Below are 20,413 nucleotides of genomic sequence, written 5' to 3' on the forward strand. Positions count from 1 at the left end.
CAAAAACCTTACACCAGCGCCTGGCGCAGTCTGGAAAAGTGCGCCAACCTGTCGCGCCCATCTGCCGTTGCCAGGAAATGCTCTAACGCGGAGAAACATGCGACTGCCCGATCAAGCAACGGGTCCGAACCAGCTTCATAGAGGCCCGATCTGACCATCAGCGCGGCTTGGTCATTTTGAGACAGCAACGACCTTGCCTCGGCAATCAGGACGTTTTCCTGATCTGTCGCAGCGGTGGGAAGCGCGCGCGAAACGGATCTGACGACATCAACGGCAGGGTAGCGCCCCGCCTCGGCAATCTCTCGGCTGAGGATCGTGTGCCCGTCCAGAATACCGCGCAAAAGGTCAGCGACAGGTTCGTCCATGTCGGCCCCAGCAGTCAGAACGGAGAAAACGGCAGTGATATCTCCCGCACCAGCAACCCCCGGTCCCGCACGCTCACACAAATTGGCGACAGCAGGGGGCAGCGACGCAGGAAACCCCCGCAACTTGGCCTCTTCACCCTGGGAAATCGCCACCTCGCGATACGCTTCACAAAAGCGCGTAATTGAGTCGATGAACAACGCAACCTGTCTGCCTTGATCCCGAAAATGTTCAGCAACTGTCATCGCCGCGAGCGCGCAGCGCTTGCGCACCAAGGCTGACCGATCAGACGTCGCGGCGACGATCACTGTCTTTCGCATGCCGTCATCGCCCAGCACCTCTTTTATGAAGTGTTGCAGTTCCCGCCCGCGTTCACCAACGAGGCCGACGACAATTACATCGGCATCAAGACCTTTCACCAAATCGCCGATCAACGTGGTTTTGCCGACGCCTGCCCCGGCAAAGAGCCCGATCCGCTGACCTGACACAATCGGCAGCATCGTATTGAAAACAGCGATCCCTGTTTCAAATCGCACACCAAAGCCGCGCCTGAAATAGGCCGGGGGCGGCGGGTTATCGTGTTGTCGCGCGATTAAGCCCGGCAAAATCGGCCGCCCGTCAAGCGCATTGCCATCCGGATCAATAACCCGGCCGATCCACCCGTTATCAGGTGCAAACCGCGGCGGCTCGGAAAGTAGGATTCGATCCCCGATCCTGAGGCCAGTGGGAGGCGCATCAAGCAGCGCATGAAATCCAGCTGCCGTGAGTTTGATGACTTCGGCAGTGAGAGGACCCGGGGTGGCGGCAATGTGCAGGCGATCACCCACCTTTGCGTGCGAACACGTCATATCGCCTATGACAACCTGCCCTTCAACGGCAATCACCCTGGAAACAGTCTGTCTGATCGGAACATGCCTGATCGCAGCGCGCAGTTTCTCGATTTCCTTGCTCAGCATTCTGCTGCTCCCAAAGCTGCGGACACCTCTTTTTAAGGAATCAGGCTTAAGCCTTCGTTGAGATCGAAAAAGGGAGAATCCCTCATGTATGAAAAGGTGGCTTTGTTCCAGGTGGCGAGCGATATGGCGCGACACGCTGGCAGCCGGCAGGCTGTCGTCGCGCGCAATATCGCAAACGCGGATACACCGGGTTTTCAGGCGCATAGGCTTGCCAGCTTTGCCGACATCGTCGGCCAAGGGCAGAGTTTGAGCATGAAGGCGACCCGTGCAGGCCACATGCGGCTTGCACCCTCTTCCGGACCACACGGATCGCTACAGCTGGCCGGCGCGGCTTCGCCAAACGGGAACTCGGTCTCTCTGGAAGACGAGTTGATGGAATCTGTATCCGTCAGCAGGGAACACAGTCGTGCGATCACCGTTTATCGTCATAGCATGACAGTCCTGCGCACCGCACTTGGACGCGGATAGGTGCGATGACCGACTTCTCAGAAGCAATGAGCGTCGCCACGAGCGGCATGAAAGCGCAAGCCAGTCGCTTGAGGCACGTCTCAGAAAACATCGCAAATGCTGACACACCCGGGTACCGCCGAAAGATCGTTGCTTTCGAAAGCCTCGTGAACGAGGGCCGTCGCACTGGCCAAGTTTCAGTCGGGCCGGTGCAGTTGGATCGCACTAACCCGACGCAGATATACGACCCCAATCATCCGCTGGCTGACCCGTCAGGGCATTACGACGGCTCGAATGTCAATTTGTTGATCGAGATTGCCGACGCGCGAGAGGCCCACCGCAGTTACGAGGCAAATCTCAAGATGTTCGATCAGGTCAGGCAAATGTCCTCGTCACTCATGGATCTATTGCGAAGATAAGGAGAACCCTATGGACGTAAATTCGATTGTCGCACAAAGCTATGCGGCCACAAAAAACCTTGCCGCACCGTCTGGCAACGGGACCGCAAATGCTTTGACAGGTGCAGCAGAAAGTTTTGCCGCAACACTTCAACGAAGCGAAACCGTGGCGATGCAGTCGATGACATCTGGTGCTGATCCTCATGCGTTGGTCGATGCGTTGGTACAAACCGAATTGGCGGTGCAGACAGCAGTCACAGTGCGCGATCGGGTGGTCGAAGCGTATCAGGAAATCCTTCGGATGCCTGTCTGATGGGTGAAGCACTTTTCTACGACACCTTGCGACAAGGCCTGTGGGTCGCATTCCTGATTTCACTGCCTATTCTCGGCGTCGCTCTGGCATCTGGTCTGATCGTCGGGCTTTTTCAGGCATTGACGTCAATTCAGGAAATGACGCTGACCTTTGTGCCCAAACTTGCCGCAATTGTCTTGGTTTTCTGGGCGTCAATGGGCTTCATGACACAGACGTTGGTAGCGCTTTTTCGGGATGTTTTGATGCCCATCGTCGCAGGAGGCTGGTGATGGATGACGCAGGCTACACCACCTTGACCCGTCAGTCGGGGCTCTTGCAACAAATGCAGGTGATCGCCAACAACATTGCCAATGCCCCGACCACAGGTTTTCGCGCGCAAAGTCTGATTTTTAGCGAACATATCAATGCTGGGGACACGTGGCAGCCATCGTTGTCTATGGCGACAGCGCGCGTACAACAGTCGCTGAACGGTCAGGGGGCGCTTTCACAAACAGGCGGTACTTTTGACCTCGCGATCGAAGGCGACGGGTTCTTTCTCGTTGCAACACCAGAAGGAACCCGCCTGACACGGTCCGGCGCCTTTACAACGAACGAAAATGGCGACCTCGTGACGGTAAACGGGCATGCCGTCATGGATACCGGTGAAGCGCCAGTCTTTATCCCCCAAGGGCTTGGCCCTGTCGGGATCAGCGCTGACGGTACGATCAGTGCAGGTGGCGCACCGGTGGGTCAGATCGGGCTCTTTCGTCCACTTGATCCTGACCGCGTTGAGCGGGAAGGAAACGTACTCCTCAACCCCATTGGCGGGGTGGCAGCGCAACCAGACGGAAGAATGAAACAAGGTTTCCTCGAAGGCGCAAATGTTGATCCGCTTCTGGAAATGAGCCGCATGATCAACGTGCAGCGCGCCTACGAGCTGGGGCAAAGCTTTCTCGACAAGGAGGATCAACGCATCCGCACAGTGATTGACGCAATCAGCCGTTAAAGGAGCATTACCATGCGCGCACTTGAAATTGCAGCCGCCGGCATGTCGGCGCAACAAACCCGGGTCGAGGTGATTTCAAACAATCTGGCCAACATGAACACCACCGGCTACAACGCCCGGCGTGCCGAATTCGCAGATCTGCATTACCAGCAGGTCGCACGACCAGGGACCATCAGCGCCGCAGACGGGTCAACGCTTCCTACAGGAATTCAGCTAGGACTTGGTGTACGGCCCGCAGCCGTTTCAGTGATGCTAAGTCAAGGCGCGCTCTCTGCGACAGGCGGCGATCTTGATCTGGCAATCGAGGGTGACGGATATCTGGAGGTGACCCTTCCGTCCGGCGTCGCGGCTTATACACGAGACGGTGCGCTAAAGCTTACCGGCGACGGCCAACTGGTAACATCGGAGGGTTATCCGGTGGTCCCGGACATCACAATCCCACGCGATACACGCTCCATCTCGATCAACGCGGACGGCGAGGTTTACGGCTATTTCGTTGACGAAGTCGAACCACAGCTTTTGGGTCAGTTTACCTTGGCCGGTTTCACCAACCCGAAGGGGTTGGAGGCTTTGGGCAGCAATCTGTTTGCCGAAACCACGGCATCAGGACCACCTGCGATCACCACGCCAGGCCAAGAGGGGTTGGGCGTCCTGAGGCAAGGGTATCTTGAGGAAAGCTCGGTTGATCCGGTCAAACAAGTAACAGATCTCATCGCCGCCCAGCGCGGGTACGAACTGAACTCCAAGGTGATTACGGCCGCGGATCAGATGCTCGGTGCGATGGTCCAGATCCGATGATCCGTTTGATCATCGCTTTGCTCAGCTTGGCTGATGTGGCTGCTGCGGATACAATTCTCGCGGCGCGCACAATTCCGGCGAAAACGATCATCGCACCCTCCGATCTTCTCTTAAGCGACGATGAGGTGCCCGGCGCGGCCTCGGACTCGGCATCGGTCGTCGGGATGGAGGCGCGGGTTTCACTTTATGCAGGTCGCCCGATCAGACTTGCCGACCTGGGGCAACCTGCACTGATAGAACGCAACCAGATTGTGCAGCTTCAGTATCGGGGAAATGGCCTTGTGATCCAGACTGAAGGGCGTGCGCTTGGCCGTGCGGGACCGGGTGAAAGTATACGTGTAATGAACCTGAACTCGCGCGCGACGGTGACGGCAGTGATGGGCGATGATGGGGTTGCGTATGTCCATCGCTAGGCCCTTGGCGCTCACTGTCGGTCTGTTGTCTGGATGCAGCCAGAGCTTTGGCGGTCCTCCGCCTTTCACGCCAACGGTCGATGATCGCGAGCGACGCGCGATGCTTGGTGCGGCGCCATTGCCAGCAGTTGCCCCCGCTCCGCCGACGTCGGCCAATCGCGCCTCCCTTTGGACCGGTGCACGCGGATCGCTTTTGGGTGATCGCAGGGCAAGGCAGCAAGGCGATATCCTGACTGTCGTGATTGAGATAGACGACCGAGCTGAGATATCGAATTTATCTGATCGGTCACGACGCGCAAGCCAGGAGCTTGGCACGCCGCAACTCTTTGGTTTGCCGCAGCGTCTGGATGAAAATCTGCCCGCAGGCGCAAATACAGCATCGCTCGTCGATCTGTCGGGCCAGAGCAGCGCCTCTGGCGATGGCAGTGTTAGCCGCAACGAAAGACTGACCTTACGTGTCGCTGTCACTGTGATGGATGTTTTGCCGAACGGTGTTCTGGCGATTGCAGGGCAGCAGGAAGTCAGGGTCAACTTCGAACTGCGTGAGCTTCTGGTTTCTGGTTACGTCCGGCCGGAAGATATCACCCGCCAGAATGAGGTCACCTACGACAAAATCGCGTCCGCCCGTATTTCTTACGGCGGCAGAGGACAAATCTCTGAAATGCAGCAACCGCGGGTCGGACACCGGTTGCTCGAGTCGGTCCTGCCATTTTAGTCCGTGGAAAGGTTGGCATGAATGAAGGCTGTTATTCTTCCGATCGTTCTCTTCATCCTTGGCAGCAGTGCCGGTGCAGGCGCAGGGTATTTCTTGAATGTGACCCCTTCGGAAATGGATGATCAGGGCTGCGTCGTACCTGAAGATCACGCCGACAGCACCACCGAACTTCCGCCGATCAGCGAAGAGCGCGAGTACGCCAAACTGAACAACCAATTCGTGATACCTGTTGTGGAAGACGGCGCTGTGGCGGCGCTCGTGGTTTTGTCTCTCAATTTGGAGGTGACAGTAGGCAACAGGCCGGCAATCTTCGCCGCAGAACCCAAGCTACGGGACCGTTTCTTGCAAGTGATGTTCGACCACGCCAATACCGGCGGCTTTTCCGGTAACTTCACGTCGGGGCTGAACATGCAGGCGCTTCGCCGCGATCTTTTAAGAGTAGCACAAGATGTCAGCGGAGATGCGATCACTGATGTCTTAATTATCGATATCGTCAGGCAAGATACCTAACTTTCGCGCTTTGCCGCGCGCCGCGCCTCTTGCCGTTCCTGATCTTTGATCAGCTGTGCCAATGCAATGTCTTTGGCCATCACGCGCCGCATCCTGACGCGCGCCTCCTCCCATTCTGCGCGCAGTCTTGCGCGTTCGATCTGGATCGCGGCGCGGCGCTGATCTGCCCATCGCTCCCATAGATGGAGCCTATGCGGCAGGGCTGTTTCATGGGGACTCTGCGTTGCGACATCAATGGAACGAAGCCGATCGAGGGCTTGTTTCAACGCATTGTCCCGGTGCGCAACGTTCGAAAGCTCAGCTTGCGCTTTTGCAAGTTGATGCCTGGTCAACGCGGACAGTCTTTTCAAGGTGGCAATCTGGGTCAAATGGTGCTTGCTTTCTGCCGCATTTGGTCAGCAAACCTGATTGCCGCTGCAACAGCTTTGTAATGCGTTGGCTGAATCTCGGCACCAATCTCGACTTGCGCGAAAAGCGCGCGGGCCGTTGGAGGGTCTGAATGAACCGGCACGCCGTGTTCAGCGGCACGGAGCCTGATTTGCGCGGCAACTGCGTCAACACCTTTGGCGACGCAAGTCGGGGCCGTTTCACCACGATCCCACTTCAAAGCTACAGCGAAATGTGTCGGATTGACGATAACAACGCTGGCCTGTGGCACATCAAGCAACATCCGGTTTGTGGCAATGTCCTGTGCCCTCTGCCGTCGCTGTTGTTTCATCAGTGGATCACCTTCGGACTGCTTGAGCTCATCCATCATTTCCTTGCGGCTCATCCGGTTCTTTCGCAGGTGGTGAGAACGCTGCCAAAGGTAGTCAAACACCCCTAAACACAGCGCAATCAGGAGGACAATCGCAACAAGTGGGGCAAGTTGATCGTTGAGCAGGCCGATGATCTGACGCGGTGTGAGAGAGGCGCTCATCACGATATCATCAATCTGGGACCAAAGCAGGAGACCGAGGCAGACAGAAAATATGACAAGTTTGGCACTGCTTTTGAGGAATTCGAACAGACCTTGCGCGCCGAACTTGTTCTTTACACCAGAGACCGGCGAAATCCTGTTAAGCTTTGGCATGATTTTTCCCGGGGTTAGTTGTAACGCCCGCTGGGCCGCCACGCTCACCAAGGCGAACACAGCCGGCACTGCAAACCACACAATTAAAGTTGATCCGACCGTACCGAGAAATCCGCCAGCAGTGCTTGTTCCTCCGTGAAAGACAAGATCTGCAAATGCGAACGGATCATCCAGAAAAGGGACCAGTGCCTGAGAAAATGAATCCAGTGACGTGTTGGCGACGGTCAGCAGAACGCACAGAAACCCGGCATAGGACGCGGCCGTGGTCAGATCAGCCGATCTTGCAATCTCACCTTTCTTTCGCGCGTCTTCCAGCTTTTTCGCGCTGGGCTCGTATTGCTTGTCACTGTCCTCATCATTCTCGCTCATGGAACGGGCATCCCGGGGCTTTCCAAAAACGATTGGAATGCATTGATCCAGACGGCCAACATCAACGGTGCAGACAAAAAGAAAAGAAACAGCCCACCTGCCGTCAAAGCCGGTGCCCCGACAAACGAAACCATTAAAAGCGGCATCGCCCGGTTAATTGCGCCCAGAACCACGTTGTAGAGCAATGACGCGATCAAAAAGGGCGCCGCGAGGCTGAAGCCTAATGAAAAGGCGCGCCCGACCTCCCCTACACCGAGCTCTGCCACGATACCGGGCAATGGCATCACCCCGAAGGGAACCAGCGCGAAACTGTAGATCAGGTAGGTGGCAACCTGGACATGCAGTCCCATCATGACAGCAAGCGCAGTGCCAGCAACGACCAGAACATGCCCAATCGCAGGTTGGGGATCGACAACCGCCGTGCCACCAAAAATTTGGGTCAGCGAGCTTGCTTGTGCTGCAATTGCGCCAGCAATCTGCAAAGCAAGCACGAAAAGCCGCAGTAAGATACCGAAGAGAAGACCGGAAATGACTTCTGGTCCCAGATACACTGCGGCAGAGATCAAATCTTCCGGTCGCGTCGGTAAGGTCGATGCGACCGCCGGTGCAACGATAAGAGTAAACATGACTGCCAGCACCAGTCTGACACGCGTCGGGACGGGCTGGTCACCGAATGCGGGCAAAACAGCCATGACGGCTGCCACTCTGACGAAGACGGCCAGGCCTTGCCAAAGCACCTGTTCGCTCAGCGCAAGCAACTCGAACAACGTCCCGATCATGTGCTGACAAGCCCGACGAGCGCGGGGCGTGCGTCCATCCCGATCTCTTCAAAAGACAAGACCGGGTTCATAACCCCCTTTGCCGCCATGACGGTTCTGATGAAGCGCCTCCTCTTTGTGGAGGTGACAACCGCTGCATAAGCACCTGCGTCGGCAGCTTGGCCCAATTTCTCAGCGATCTGGTCAGCAAGCGCGTTAAAGCTATCGGGTGGCAAAGCGACATCGCTGCTGGCGCCGCGATCGTTACGAATTTCGTAAGTGGCGAATGTGTCTTCCCAGTCTTGGGCAAGTTGGACGAGTGGGATCGTTCCATCAGTTCTCCGCAATTCTGCCACCAACTGAAAGCCGAGGCGTTGCCTGACGTGTTCGGTGATACCGTCAACGCTTGCGTGCAGTTGCCGTCCTTCGGCAACTGCTTCGATGATCAGTTCGAGGTTTCGTATCGAAACCCGCTCTTCCAGCAAAAGCCGCAGCACCGCCAGCAGGACATCAAATGGCACCTTGTCCGGTATCAATTCATCCAGCATGCGCCTGTTTGCATCCGCGCGCGACGCATCAGACAGCCTTGTCATTTCATCAAGGCGCTTCTTGAGCCCTTTGAACGTCAGCAAACGCGGGAAATTGCGCTTCACAACTTCCATGAGGTGCGTGGCCAAAACCTCTGCCGGTTGGACGATCGTGAGGCCAGAGGTGGCCGCAGCCTCCTGATCGCTGGGCAAAATCCAGCGCGCAGGCGCGCCATAGACTGGTTCCTTGACAGGTTCGCCGGCGAACGTCTGCTCGGCGTCTTCACTTTCAAGTGCCAGGACCATCTCGGGTCGAAGACAATCCCTGACTTGTTCGACGCCCTGGACCTTGATCAGATATGTCCCGATTGGCAGGGCGGCATTATCGGTCAGCCGTATCTCTGGCATCACAACGCCATAGTCTGTTGCGATATGTTTGCGCATATTGACGATGCGCGCATCAAGGCCTGTGCCGGGATCAAGCGCCATGTCGATCAAATCAGGCGCAAATTCGACGTGAATATCATCAAGATCCAGCATGTCACCCAGTGAACCTTGTGCTGGTCCTCTTGCCTCGCTGTCGGCTTCAGCTGGTTGCGAAGCCTCCTCCGCTGCAGGTTTTTGTGCGGTGAAGAAGGCCAAAACGGATAGACCCGCACCTGCGAGCAAGAACGGGATGAATGGCAGCCCAGGCACCAATGCCAGAACGATCATCAGAACGCCGACAGTCGCGAGCGCCGCTGGATGCCTGCCCAATTGAGACCCAATGGCGACATCCGTCGCACCCTTCGCCCCGCCACGGGCGAGCAAAAGGGCAGACGCGACAGAAATGACAACTGCCGGTATTTGAGCGACCAAACCGTCGCCTACCGTCAGGATCGCATAGGTTTCAAATGCCCGCCCGGCAGGCATGTCATGTACCGTCAGGCCGACAATCAAACCCACGATCAGGTTCAGCGCCGTGATCAAGAGACCCGCGATTGCGTCACCTTTCACAAATTTGGATGCACCATCAAGCGACCCGAAAAACGTTGTTTCCGCCTGCTCCACCTCGCGTCGTTCTTTCGCCTGATTGTGGTCGATTGCACCTGCGGCGACATCGCTGTCGATGGCAAGTTGCTTGCCGGGCATCGCATCTAGCGCAAAGCGCGCGCCGACTTCGGCCATCCGCGTTGCACCTTTATTGATAACCACGAAATTGACGATCAGGAGCACACAGAAAATAACGAGGCCAAGCAGCAAGTTGCCGCCCATCACAAACATGGCAAAGCCTTCGATGACCCCACCTGCTGCATCGGTGCCTGTATGACCTTCGCCGATGATCAGCTTCGTTGAAGAGACGTTGAGTGAGAGTCTCAAAACCAAAGACGCAAGCAGAACGGTTGGAAAGGCGGAAAAATCAAGCGGCCGGTCTATAAACAGCGTGACCGTAAACATCAGAATTGCCAGCGAGAACGACAGGGCGAGGCCCAGATCGACGACCCAGGACGGCATCGGCAGTATCATCATGACGATGACAGCCATAAGCGCGACCGCCAGAAGAATGGTTGGCTGGAAAATCTGCTTTCCGAAAACCATCAAAAGATCAATCGCCAGAGTGATTTACGCACAGGCGGATGCATCGCCGGCTGAAATGATCGCATCTTGTCCACGGGCATTCTGCCTCAACAAACGGGCTTCAAAGCTGTCCGCTTGATCTAAGATGGAAATGGTTGATTTTGTCTTACTCGTTCTCCTGTAATGAGAGTTCCTGCAGCCTCTGGAGTATTTCCGCGCGGGTGGTGCTGGATGCCTCAATCAGGGTTCGGCTTTCGGCAATTGCCATGTCACGATTTGTTTGAGATGCAAACACACCGCTTCCCCCATCACTCACCTCGACATCTATCGATGGTGGGCTAAGATTCGGAATGTCATCGGTTGATGCAGCGTTAGGTTGCGCCGACCTAAGGTCAGACGCCGCTTCTGTCTTGCGTAAGCCAAGGATTTCTGACGCGCGCTCAGCAAACCCCAAGTCAGCCAGCCTAGAGGCGATGTTTTCCCGAACAGTTGGATTTTCCGGTAGTCGCAGATCGTCGAAGGCAAAGCGCGCAAACGCCTCATCCGTCATGCGGTTTGTCGCAGACTCTGCGAAAGCCTCTTTGAAAGCTTCGATCTGATCGGGAGAGCGCGCAACGCGCGGATCTGAAAGCACGGCGCCGGCCAAAGCAAAGTCAGACAGGCGCAAGGCGTAGTTGAACTGGGCATCACCAAGTCGTTGACCCAGAAAATCCCCACCAAGTTCAAAACGCAGACTGTCGGCAATCGCGATCGTTTCAGCGGGAACGGCTGACTGTGTCTCGGCACTCAAATCGAAAAACCTGATCAGCAGTTCTGGCGTCACCGGCCCACCCTGCAAGATCGCTGTAGCAAGTTGGTCGCGGGCTAACAAAGGTCCGCTCTCGCGCGCAATCAGATCACTTTTCGCGATTGCGAGCGCCGGCTGCACAGCGATGTCGGCTGAGGTGCGCGTCAGGATTTGTTGTGCTGCATCACCATCACCAACAGCCATAAAGGCGCTAGCAAGTCCGGGCCCGACACGGGATTGTAAATGTAAAGGGAGCGCTTTGAATGATGCGAGAATGGTTGCGCGCAATGTATCGTCAGGCACTCGCACTGGAGGAGTCTCTAGCATCGACCACATCGCTGCGGGCGATGAGCACTCACCCATTTCGCGGAAGACTGAGCTGTCATCGACAGGCTCCAGAACATTGGCGATGCCGCGCGCGATTTGATGAGCTCTTGAACTCATGTCGCCCGTGTTCAAGAGCTGTCTTGCTTCGGCAACGAAACCAAAGTGCAGATATAGACGTATCAGAGGAAGTGTGTCCTCTGACTTATCCGGTTCATCGCCGAAGACGGCCCCGGCAGTCGCGCGGTACTGTTGGTGAAATGGCGCACTGTTGCCCCAGGTTTCGACCGCAAGGAGATCACCGTCAGGACAGTCAGCTATCTGGGCCATGTCCGGCGACGGCTCTAATCCGGTAAGTTGCGTGGAGGTTACCGAAATTCCTGGATAGGTTTCCGATATTGGATCGTACTTTGGAGATATGTTTGATGTCTTCGGCAGGCTTGAACTGACAGTGCCGTCGGATAAGGCCCGGGCAAGTGATCGCGTTAAGGTTTCTTGCAATGAAGTGCCATCTTCAATCTCGCCGGATGAAGCCGGATTGAAACGCACTGACGCGGGCCGCACATCAGGTTCAGTCGGCAGACGCGCTGCGTCCCCCACAGCTTCGAACGGTTGATAAAACGAGCGCAGTGCTGGCAGGTTCACCCGGAACGCCCGACCGCGCTGCTCTTCATCCTCTTGCGGCGTGATGGCAAGCGGATCTTCAAACAAGGCGTTTTGACCCGGTGGCCCATCCCGGACATCAATGATCAGGTAACGGTCCAGGTACTCAGACGCGACCGCATGGCAGTCGCAAACAATTGCCAGGTCCAAAACTCCCCTCGCAGGAATTTGGCTAACGTCCCCGATCCGGCGTTTCGGAATAAGCGCAAAGAAGCGACCCAGATCAAACTCGGCCTGCCTCATCAAGTCGATTCTGTAACCCGCCGCGGTCCGGCCCATTCTCCAATCGGCACCCTCAGGCAAAGCGATCACGACACGCGTAAAGTTTTCATGCTCTCCTGTCTGGACGAAAAGCGGCTGCGCTTTGGCAAACAGCGGAAAGCAAAGAAAGAATAGAACGAAATGGGGGCGCATCACGCTGCCTCCTGTTTGGTAGCCTTCAACGCCTCCTCCATTTCCGAAAAACTTGGTCGATGATGTTCTGGCAGATTTTGTCGCCCGACCTCGACACAGATATTGGGCGCATGCGCATGTAGGTTTGCGACCAAAACCTCTCGGATCAATTGGTGAAAATGCGCATCTTCTTCGATGACGGATTTGACCTTGGCAGAGAACGGGCCCACAAACCCATAGGCAAGGAATACGCCCAGAAAAGTTCCGACGAGTGCACCACCAATCAGCTTGCCGAGCACCTCTGGCGGCTGATCAATCGAGGCCATCGTTTTGATCACGCCGAGGACAGCCGCGACAATCCCCAGCGCTGGCAACCCATCAGCGACCGTCTGAAGCGCATGGGTCGAATGCATCTTGTGATGAAGCGTCGCTTCAATCCTTTTCTCAAGGATTTCTTCGACTTGATGCGGGTCATCGTAATTCATTGATGCGGATCGCAGGGTATCGCTGATCAGCGCAATGGCTTCTTTGTCATCAAGAATTTTCGGATACTTCCCGAAAATCGAGGATGTGTCAGGTGCTTCAATATGGCTTTCAAGAGCGACGGGGTTTGTGCGTGCGACTCTGATGAGTTCAAAGAGCAGGCAAAGGAGATCGCGGTAGTCCTGTGCCTTCCACTTGGGTCCTTTGAAGACCTTTCCCATGTCCTTGAGAGTATGTTTGATCGCAGCGCTGTCATTGCTGATCGCAAACGCGCCGATGGCAGCACCACAAATCATGATCATCTCGAAAGGGAGCGCCTTGAGGATGATCCCCATCTTGCCGCCTGCAAGGAGGTAACCGCCAAAAACTGTCGCAAAGACCACGACAATGCCAACAAGGCCAACCATCTCACCCCCATCAACTTCAGATACAGCTGGAATCACTGATAAAGGGGAAGGATTAATGTTTGGTCGATGCTACCGAGACGCCTCATCTGCATTGCGGCCTGCCAAAACGACACTGAATGCATAGGCATCGATAGGGTCAAGCTCAGTCATGATCGCCGCCGCCGTATCAGGGCGCATCAATGCCAGAAAACCCGCTGCAAAATCCGGTGACATTTCTGAAAAGAGCGCAGCTGCTTCTTTCGGTTTCATATTTTCGTAGACAGTGGTCAACTGAGCGATGTCAGTCGACGCAGCGGTTTCTGCCATGGCGATTGTCGACAAAAGTGCCTCTTCAGCCGCTGAAAGCTCTGCCAGTTTTTCTTGAAGCGCAGCTTCAGCTTCTTCAATGGCAGCAAGCCGCTGCCCCAATGCAGTCTCTCTTTGGGAAAGAGCTCTCTCGCGATCTTGGAGCGCCGACAAGAGGCCATCCTGCAACGGCGCCCCCTCTGTTGCGTCATCTTTCGACGTCTCAGAAATGGCTGCGATCGCGGGCCCTGTTTGGACAGCAAACCTGGCGGCCGCAGATACGATAAGCATCAAAATAATTGTCCGCAGCACACCCGCAAATTTTCGCGGAGAAGCAGTTTTGCGAGTCGTCATGCTTTCTCCAGTTCAGCTGGTCGGCGTACAAAATAGGCACTCTTTGCCCCTGTTGGGCCCAACTCCTGCGGCAGGTCGTGAAGCGATGCCAACAAGAGTTCCAAATTTGCTTGCGCGTGTTCCGCGCGGTCATTCAAATCTGCCAGACGCGAGGCAGACTGCCTCGCCTCATCTTTCGCTACATTGAGCGTGCGTGAAAGATCATCAACCTGAATTGACATGACAGCAACAGCACCGCCGACACCCTTTTCGAGGTCGGTGAACCGGCGCAGACGCCGCGACAGCACAAAGCAGTAGAGAGCTGCCCCAATGGCGCCGCAGGCGAGCAGAAAGTCGGCAATCATCGTCATTTGGTAGCCTTTCTAGCTGAGTACAAATTCCATGATCAGAAGGTCCTTGATCCGTCCCTCCCCAGCAACAACCTGCACCCGACGTAGCATTTGCGAGCGCATACGTTGCAGGGCCGACGGGTCGTTCAGCATCTCAATTTCAACCGCTCGGAGATAACCGTTCAAAATGTCGATGATCCGCGGCTTCAGCGCCTCGACTTCTCCGGAAAGACCAGGTGCAACCTCGATCTGAGCTGAAAATCTCAAATGGCTCCGGCCTTGGTCAGTCGACAGAGAAATTATCAGCGGTTCAAGCGCAACAAAAACAGGCAACGGCGCATCACGTGAAGGCACCGCTTCAAATGCGGCCTCGTCTGCGGCGGAGATTTCCGGGCCAGCCAAAATGGATACAGCAAAATATCCGCCGACAAGCCCAACACACCCCAGCAGCACGCCTATCAAAAGCGGTTTCTTCCCGGCTTTTGCGGGAGGAACATCAGCGATGTTTGATGAGTCAGTCACGGTCACCTCATGATTTCGATCATGATCCGGATAACCCGGAAAGCTCTAACGGATTGTTAAGACTGGCCGTGCAATCAATACCGCAGTGGCAGAAAGCCATGCGGAGATTCGGTTTGAAAAACCTTCTTGATATATGGAACCAACTCGGTATCGGGCGCCGAATTGCATTGGTTGTGGCAGGCCTTGCGGTCTTTGCAGCGGTCAGTTTTCTGGCGCGTAATGCGGCGCAACCAGAAATGTCTCTGCTATTTGGCGGACTTGAAGGTCAGGCAGCCGGTGACGTGATCAGCGCGCTTGAACAGGGTGGCGTGAACTTTGAAGTGCGCGGGAACGCCGTCTACGTGCCGACATCAGAGCGCGACCAACTGCGTATGAACCTTGCTGGGCAAGGCCTCCCCATGAATGGCAATCGCGGATACGAGTTGCTGGACCAGTTATCCGGTTTCAGCACAACGTCGCAAATGTTTGATGCCGCATACTGGCGGGCGAAAGAGGGCGAACTTGCGCGGACAATCGTTGCGAGTCCTCACATTCAGACTGCCCGCGTCCACATATCGACCCCATCGCGACGCCCCTTCGAAAGGGAACAGACACAGACTGCCGCCGTCACGGTCACGGCAAATGGTGGCATGTCGGAAGAACATGTACGCGCTTTGCAATTCTTGGTTTCGGCAGCCGTACCACGACTTCAATCCTCCGACGTTGCCGTCATAGATGACAGCGGCCGACTATTGTCGGGCGGCGACCAGGAAAACCACGCACAGTCGACAGAACAACGCTCACAAGCCCTTCGCCATCGGGCTGAACGCTTGCTGTCAGCGCGCGTGGGGCCTGGCAATGCCATTGTCGAGGTGACAATCGACGCAACGACCTCGATGGAACAAATCAACGAACGACGCGTCGATCCCGAGAGCCGTATTGCGATCAGCACGGAGACGACAGAGAGCTCCGGGAATTCGAGCGACACGCGCGGCGGACCCGTCACAGTGGCATCCAATCTACCCGACGGTGATGCGAACGGCGAAAACGCCACGGCAAACAATGAAACCAGCGAAAGCAGGACCCTGACCAACTACGACATTTCGGAGACTGAGCGCCAGCTGATCAAGGGGCCCGGTGAAATCAGGCGTCTCACCGTCGCTGTTCTGGTCAACGATGTTGAGACAGCACAATCAGACGGCACAACGGTGAGCACACCTAGAGAGCCTGAAGAGTTGCAAGCATTGCGGGAACTCGTCGCCTCCGCTGTTGGTTTAGACGAGGCGAGAGGCGATACCTTGACCCTGCGCTCCATGCGGTTTGAGCCGTCGCCGAACCTCGGGACTGAAGCAACTTCAGCTGTCGCTCTACAGGGCCTCGACATCATGGACTTGATACAAGTGATTGCCTTTGCACTTGTCGCGATTGTTTTGGGACTATTCGTGATCAGGCCAATCCTTGCCAATGCGCGCACTGCCGTCACGTTAGAAGAGCCCGAACTCTCAGGTTCTAGCGATCTGCAGCAACCTGTCGAAATGGCCATCGACAGCTCAGCTTTGGATAGTTTCATGTCATCAGGGCTGGGCGCAGGCGACGCGATCGAACAGGACGCCTCATCCCGCTTGCGTCAGATGATTGCTGATCGGCAAACTGAAACACTGCAGGTCCTAGAAGATTGGATTTCGTCCGGCGATCAACAGAAGAAGGCCTCATGATGCTGTTGGAATCCTTTGACGAAGGACCCCTGCCGAATGAGCCCGTTCGTACGTATGAGCAGGGTCTGGCTGATGGGCATGCTGCAGCAACGCGCGAATTTGAGAGTGTGCAAGGCAGACTGACAGACGAAACCGTGCAGACACTCAAGGATCTGGAGTTTACCTTTGCAGAAGCGCAAGCTGACTTGCAGCATGCACTCAAGCCGCTCTTCGCTGACGTTTGCAGTCGTATTTTGCCAGAACTGATTGATCAGGCGCTGCCCTTACATATTGCAGAGATCCTCAGCACCGCTGCGTCCGAGCTTCTTCCACGTAATCTTTCTATCACCCTGCACCCTGACCAGGTCGATTCAGTATCGCATATATTGCATGCGATGGATGCAAAGGTGGAGGTCACCGCTGATCACGCGTTCGGAAGATATGCAGCAGCCGTATCGACCAAAAACACTGAGCGTTACTTTGATCTTGAAGCGGTGAGCGAGCAGATTGCCGATTTGCTTGCGAACTGTTTCCACTCTTCACAAGGCGATATCCACCATGGCTGATGACCCTTTGCATCTTCCGGACCTTTCCCTTTCGGCATTGCCGATTGAGATATCAGTCAATGTCGGCAGGGCGCGCCCACTTGTCCGTGACTTATTGTCTTTGCAGGAAAATGCGGTTTTGCCTTTGGATCGAAGGATTGAAGATCCAGTCGAACTATATGTTGGTGATCGCCTGATTGCACGTGGCGAGCTTCAGGAGGCTGAGGGCGGGGAGCCGGGCCAACTGGCTGTCAGGTTGACGGAAGTCGCCCAAGACACATCCAAGTCCGACTAAATGAAAAGGTCAATTCTTACCTTGTCAGTCGTTTTCGCTCTGACGGCATGTCCCGCGTTTTCACAAGAGATCAACCTGTCTCTGAACGGCGGTGACAGCTTATCAGTGAGAGCGCTACAGTTGCTGGTGATCGTCACGGTGTTGAGCTTGGTGCCCGGCATCGCGATTATGGTCACCTGCTTCCCCTTCATGGTCACCGTCTTTGCAATTTTGCGCCAGGCCCTTGGGCTTCAGCAGTCGCCGCCAAATATGCTGATCATCAGTCTGGCACTGTTTTTGACCTACTTCGTCATGGAACCCGTCTTCGCCGCGGCCTGGAACGCGGGTGCAGTTCCTCTGATCGAGGGTGGGATAGAATTGGATGAGGCTTTCCTGCAAGCAATCGGCCCCTTCCGCAGGTTTATGCAGGATCGTATTTCAGTGGACACATTCCTCGCGCTTGCCGATTTGCGGCCTGACATTGACGCTGGTACAGAGGTTGAGGACGCACCCCTGTCGATCATCATACCGACGTTTCTTCTAAGCGAGATGGAACGCGCCTTTCAGGTCGGTTTTATTATCTTCCTGCCATTTCTGATTATTGATCTGGTCGTCGCAGCAGTGTTGATGTCGATGGGTATGATGATGGTCCCGCCAGCTATCGTTTCGCTTCCGTTCAAGCTGGCCTTTTTTGTTGTCGCCGATGGTTGGGCCCTCATCGCTGGCAGCCTCGTCATGAGTTATCGGTAGTCAGACTGCTTTAAAGTGGTGTGATTCATTCTCTCAAAATACTTGAGCAACAAATCGTCTCATTCAACCTCTTCGTCAAAACGGTGATACCATTTGGACAAAGCTGGTTTGATTAAGCTTGTGATGCGTGGATATGGCGCTCAGCAATATCTGCCGATTTATCGTATTCCGCGTTGGCCAACGAAAATGTTTCTTCCCTTGCTAGGTATAGAACTAGTTTCGAAATAATTGTCCCATCCGGGAAATTGGCTTCAATCTTTGATAGATTAAGCCCATCGAGCCACTCCGCACGAAAGGCACTCAAGATCTGGCGCTATTGTACAAAACCGGGACAAGTTTCATTGCACGATAAACTCTGCGTGTAGAGCTCCGCTCGCCTTAATTGTTTTGAGAATATCGATTAGGTCTCTTGGCGACACACCAAGCGCATTCAAACCCGCCACGACTTCACTCAATGACACGCCTGCTGAGAGCTCGACGAGGCCAACTTCATTGCCCTCAATGATGTCGGCATCCGTGCGCGGAATGACAACTGTTTGCCCTGGCGCAAATGGGTTCGGCTGAATAACCGAGGGAGTCTCCTCAATACGGAGCGTTAGATTGCCTTGGCTGACAGCCACGCGACTGATCCTGACGTCTTCACCCAGAACGATCGTGCCTGAACGTTGATCAACAACAACCCGCGCACGCCGTTCAGGTTCGACGAGAATGTTTTCAATTCTAACGAGCGCGTGCGCCGGCGAAGGTAAATGGGTTGCCAGAATATTGATCTCGACCGTTCCGGCATCGCGCATTCTGGCCACGATGCGGTCAAAATCGTTGTTAATTGCCCGCTCAATGCGACTGGCCGTCGTGAAATCTGGCACACGAAGCGCCAAACGCACCGTATGTAGTGTATTAAATTCGAACGCAACTTCGCGTTCAACTTTGGCGCCAGAAGGAACGACACCCGCTGTCGGCACACCTTGAACAATGCGCGCGGCATCACCCTCTGCTGAAACACCCCCAGCCAGGATAGAACCTTGCGCAACGGCATAGATTTCGCCGTCTGCAGCATTTAGTGGTGTCATGATGAGGGTGCCGCCCAAAAGGCTACTTGCATCGCCTATCGCAGAAACCGTGACATCAATTGTGCTGCCAGCGCGTGCGAATGGCGGTAGCGTTCCGGTCACAATAACCGCTGCAACATTGCGTGGGCGAAACTGCTCGCCTGTTACGTTTACTCCAAGACGTTCGAGAACATTTGCGAGAATGTCCTCTGTGAAAGGACTGTTCCTGAGGCCATCACCTGACCCATTCAGCCCAACAACCAGTCCATATCCAACGAGATCGTTGGATCTGACACCATCAAATTCGACGAGGTCCTTGATTCTGATGGGGTTGGCGACCGATTGCGTCGCAAGAAGTAGCAGAACTACGCATTGCAGCAGAAAACGACCCATCACAGATACCTTAATAGTGTGAGACTCGACAGCCGTGCCATCGACGCAAAATGCGTCTGTAGTTGTAACTCGACAGCCTGAAGTTCTGTTGCAGCACGGAATGGATCTACCTGATGGAGCGTGTTTTTCTGTATCGCCAATGCAGTTTTTTTAGCTTCCATTTGTGTAATGGCTCCAGCGACACGCTCCTCAGATAGGCCGAGCTTCGCACGAAGGTTTGCGAACGCATCGCCTGAGGCGGTCATCATGACACCACCTTCTTCCAGCAGGCCCTTTCGGACAAACAGATCAATTGAAGGATGTAGTTCGGCGGCCGCGGCAACTGCTGCCGATTTCAAAAGAGAAAGGACTGCAGGGTGATCGGCCTTGGGTGCAGCAGACAAAGACATATCACTTGCCACACGCAGCGGCGTTTCGATACCCTGGCTTCCGGCGTAGTGTGTTGCACGAAATCCACCGGTGGTATCGGCAAACCAGTCGTCAATCTGCTGTCTTATTTCATCCGCTGTTGTGACAGTTGAAATGCGAGCGGTTAAATCCGCAACGATTCCGTCGATATCAGGGAAGGGCAAGGCCTCTGTCGACGAGCCCGAAAAAAGGCTTCGGTCTATTAGTCTGGTATTCAGGATCGACAGCATTTCGGTGAACGCCTCGACACTGCTGCTTGCGGCAAGCTCCACCTCCAGAGTGCTGCTGAGATCACTGACCTTCAGCAGTTGCGCGGTGGTATCTTCCCTCAGACCGTCGATCCTTTCGAGAGCCGTTTGTGTCGCCGCAAAGCGCAGTTCTATTTCACTTGCTGTTTGAAGATAGGCGTCAATCTGAGAAATCTCGTGGCCGATCCCAGAAAACGCACGGGTATCACCGCCCAAATGGCGCGTAATGTCGTCCACCGTGCCGCGTGATAGTGCGGCAGCCAATTCGTTGAGGTTTGTCTTGATGCGCGTCGTTTGCTGTGAGTTCGATAGATACTGCGCAGCGTCACCGTAGCCGATTGTCAT

Annotated in this window: 25 protein-coding genes; 13 read left to right on the forward strand and 12 right to left on the reverse strand. The window is 55.3% G+C overall.

The genetic code is table 11. The features are described 5' to 3' along the window. Positions 1 to 8 precede the first annotated feature (8 nt). Entirely contained in the window at positions 9 to 1,319 is a 1,311-nt protein-coding gene (locus BM316_RS10475) for a FliI/YscN family ATPase (RefSeq protein WP_090208049.1), read from the reverse strand. Between the two features lie 84 nt (positions 1,320 to 1,403). Between BM316_RS10475 and BM316_RS10480 the strand changes: the two genes are divergently transcribed. From BM316_RS10480 to BM316_RS10520, 9 genes are read left to right on the forward strand one after another with little or no spacing between them, the layout of a single operon-like run. Further along, positions 1,404 to 1,787 (forward strand): FlgB family protein, encoded by a 384-nt coding sequence (locus tag BM316_RS10480; RefSeq protein ID WP_090208052.1) that lies wholly within the window; start codon positions 1,404 to 1,406, stop codon positions 1,785 to 1,787. A gap of 5 nt (positions 1,788 to 1,792) precedes the next feature. Beyond that, positions 1,793 to 2,185, forward strand: a complete 393-nt coding sequence (gene flgC, locus BM316_RS10485) for a flagellar basal body rod protein FlgC (protein ID WP_090208055.1) — start codon at positions 1,793 to 1,795, stop codon at positions 2,183 to 2,185. Between the two features lie 10 nt (positions 2,186 to 2,195). Further along, positions 2,196 to 2,477, forward strand: a complete 282-nt coding sequence (gene fliE, locus BM316_RS10490; protein WP_090208058.1) for a flagellar hook-basal body complex protein FliE — start codon at positions 2,196 to 2,198, stop codon at positions 2,475 to 2,477. Then, entirely contained in the window at positions 2,477 to 2,746 is a 270-nt protein-coding gene (locus tag BM316_RS10495) for a flagellar biosynthetic protein FliQ (RefSeq protein WP_375342239.1), read from the forward strand. The genes fliE and BM316_RS10495 overlap by 1 nt, the downstream gene beginning before the upstream one ends. Next, positions 2,746 to 3,462 carry a flagellar hook-basal body complex protein gene (locus BM316_RS10500; RefSeq protein WP_090208062.1) on the forward strand — a complete coding sequence of 239 codons (717 nt, stop codon included), beginning with the start codon at positions 2,746 to 2,748 and terminating at the stop codon, positions 3,460 to 3,462. Before BM316_RS10495 ends, BM316_RS10500 begins: the two co-directional genes overlap by 1 nt. A gap of 12 nt (positions 3,463 to 3,474) precedes the next feature. After that, positions 3,475 to 4,260 (forward strand): flagellar basal-body rod protein FlgG, encoded by a 786-nt coding sequence (gene flgG / locus BM316_RS10505; protein ID WP_090208064.1) that lies wholly within the window; start codon positions 3,475 to 3,477, stop codon positions 4,258 to 4,260. Then, the gene (gene flgA / locus BM316_RS10510) at positions 4,257 to 4,673 is read left to right on the forward strand and encodes a flagellar basal body P-ring formation chaperone FlgA (protein ID WP_090208066.1); all 417 of its coding nucleotides are present in this window, start codon (positions 4,257 to 4,259) and stop codon (positions 4,671 to 4,673) included. The genes flgG and flgA overlap by 4 nt, the downstream gene beginning before the upstream one ends. Next, the gene (gene flgH / locus BM316_RS10515; RefSeq protein WP_242649866.1) at positions 4,660 to 5,388 is read left to right on the forward strand and encodes a flagellar basal body L-ring protein FlgH; all 729 of its coding nucleotides are present in this window, start codon (positions 4,660 to 4,662) and stop codon (positions 5,386 to 5,388) included. The genes flgA and flgH overlap by 14 nt, the downstream gene beginning before the upstream one ends. Before the next feature lie 21 nt (positions 5,389 to 5,409). Further along, complete coding sequence (locus BM316_RS10520; RefSeq protein ID WP_090208069.1) at positions 5,410 to 5,898, forward strand: flagellar basal body-associated FliL family protein; 489 nt, start codon at positions 5,410 to 5,412, stop codon at positions 5,896 to 5,898. Here BM316_RS10520 and BM316_RS10525 read toward each other — a convergent pair. The 9 genes from BM316_RS10525 to BM316_RS10565 form a co-directional block, all read right to left on the reverse strand. Continuing rightward, positions 5,895 to 6,164: a hypothetical protein gene (locus tag BM316_RS10525; protein WP_131802570.1), complete on the reverse strand. Its 270-nt coding sequence runs from the start codon at positions 6,162 to 6,164 to the stop codon at positions 5,895 to 5,897. The two genes, BM316_RS10520 and BM316_RS10525, sit on opposite strands and share 4 nt — an antisense overlap. A gap of 98 nt (positions 6,165 to 6,262) precedes the next feature. Beyond that, a complete protein-coding gene (locus BM316_RS10530) occupies positions 6,263 to 7,339 on the reverse strand; it encodes an EscU/YscU/HrcU family type III secretion system export apparatus switch protein (RefSeq protein ID WP_090208073.1) in 1,077 nt (358 codons plus the stop codon). Then, the gene (locus tag BM316_RS10535; RefSeq protein WP_090208075.1) at positions 7,336 to 8,118 is read right to left on the reverse strand and encodes a flagellar biosynthetic protein FliR; all 783 of its coding nucleotides are present in this window, start codon (positions 8,116 to 8,118) and stop codon (positions 7,336 to 7,338) included. The genes BM316_RS10530 and BM316_RS10535 overlap by 4 nt, the downstream gene beginning before the upstream one ends. Beyond that, the gene (gene flhA / locus BM316_RS10540) at positions 8,115 to 10,202 is read right to left on the reverse strand and encodes a flagellar biosynthesis protein FlhA (protein ID WP_090208078.1); all 2,088 of its coding nucleotides are present in this window, start codon (positions 10,200 to 10,202) and stop codon (positions 8,115 to 8,117) included. The genes BM316_RS10535 and flhA overlap by 4 nt, the downstream gene beginning before the upstream one ends. Positions 10,203 to 10,347: 145 nt before the next feature. Next, positions 10,348 to 12,369: a hypothetical protein gene (locus BM316_RS10545; protein WP_090208081.1), complete on the reverse strand. Its 2,022-nt coding sequence runs from the start codon at positions 12,367 to 12,369 to the stop codon at positions 10,348 to 10,350. Beyond that, positions 12,369 to 13,238, reverse strand: a complete 870-nt coding sequence (gene motA / locus BM316_RS10550; RefSeq protein WP_090208084.1) for a flagellar motor stator protein MotA — start codon at positions 13,236 to 13,238, stop codon at positions 12,369 to 12,371. Before motA ends, BM316_RS10545 begins: the two co-directional genes overlap by 1 nt. 69 nt (positions 13,239 to 13,307) lie before the next feature. Next, on the reverse strand, positions 13,308 to 13,814 hold the full coding sequence (locus tag BM316_RS10555) for a MotE family protein (protein ID WP_242649867.1): 507 nt from the start codon (positions 13,812 to 13,814) through the stop codon (positions 13,308 to 13,310). 59 nt (positions 13,815 to 13,873) lie between these two features. Next, complete coding sequence (locus BM316_RS10560) at positions 13,874 to 14,227, reverse strand: hypothetical protein (protein WP_090208088.1); 354 nt, start codon at positions 14,225 to 14,227, stop codon at positions 13,874 to 13,876. A gap of 12 nt (positions 14,228 to 14,239) precedes the next feature. Further along, positions 14,240 to 14,728 (reverse strand): flagellar basal body-associated FliL family protein, encoded by a 489-nt coding sequence (locus tag BM316_RS10565; protein WP_090209367.1) that lies wholly within the window; start codon positions 14,726 to 14,728, stop codon positions 14,240 to 14,242. A gap of 98 nt (positions 14,729 to 14,826) precedes the next feature. On the opposite strand from BM316_RS10565, the gene fliF reads away from it, so the two are divergent. Genes fliF through fliP form a run of 4 tightly spaced genes read left to right on the forward strand, consistent with a single transcriptional unit; the run spans position 14,827 to position 17,970 of the window. Beyond that, a complete protein-coding gene (gene fliF, locus BM316_RS10570) occupies positions 14,827 to 16,422 on the forward strand; it encodes a flagellar basal-body MS-ring/collar protein FliF (protein ID WP_090208090.1) in 1,596 nt (531 codons plus the stop codon). Beyond that, positions 16,419 to 16,967: a FliH/SctL family protein gene (locus BM316_RS10575; RefSeq protein WP_090208093.1), complete on the forward strand. Its 549-nt coding sequence runs from the start codon at positions 16,419 to 16,421 to the stop codon at positions 16,965 to 16,967. The genes fliF and BM316_RS10575 overlap by 4 nt, the downstream gene beginning before the upstream one ends. Continuing rightward, positions 16,960 to 17,241, forward strand: a complete 282-nt coding sequence (locus tag BM316_RS10580) for a FliM/FliN family flagellar motor switch protein (protein ID WP_090208096.1) — start codon at positions 16,960 to 16,962, stop codon at positions 17,239 to 17,241. Before BM316_RS10575 ends, BM316_RS10580 begins: the two co-directional genes overlap by 8 nt. After that, on the forward strand, positions 17,242 to 17,970 hold the full coding sequence (gene fliP, locus BM316_RS10585; RefSeq protein ID WP_090208099.1) for a flagellar type III secretion system pore protein FliP: 729 nt from the start codon (positions 17,242 to 17,244) through the stop codon (positions 17,968 to 17,970). Between the two features lie 338 nt (positions 17,971 to 18,308). On the opposite strand, the gene BM316_RS10590 is transcribed toward fliP, so the two are convergent. After that, positions 18,309 to 19,412 carry a flagellar basal body P-ring protein FlgI gene (locus BM316_RS10590; protein ID WP_090208102.1) on the reverse strand — a complete coding sequence of 368 codons (1,104 nt, stop codon included), beginning with the start codon at positions 19,410 to 19,412 and terminating at the stop codon, positions 18,309 to 18,311. After that, a complete protein-coding gene (locus tag BM316_RS10595; RefSeq protein ID WP_090208105.1) occupies positions 19,412 to 20,413 on the reverse strand; it encodes a flagellin in 1,002 nt (333 codons plus the stop codon). The genes BM316_RS10590 and BM316_RS10595 overlap by 1 nt, the downstream gene beginning before the upstream one ends.

The organism is Yoonia litorea (genome assembly GCF_900114675.1).
Lineage (GTDB): Bacteria > Pseudomonadota > Alphaproteobacteria > Rhodobacterales > Rhodobacteraceae > Yoonia > Yoonia litorea.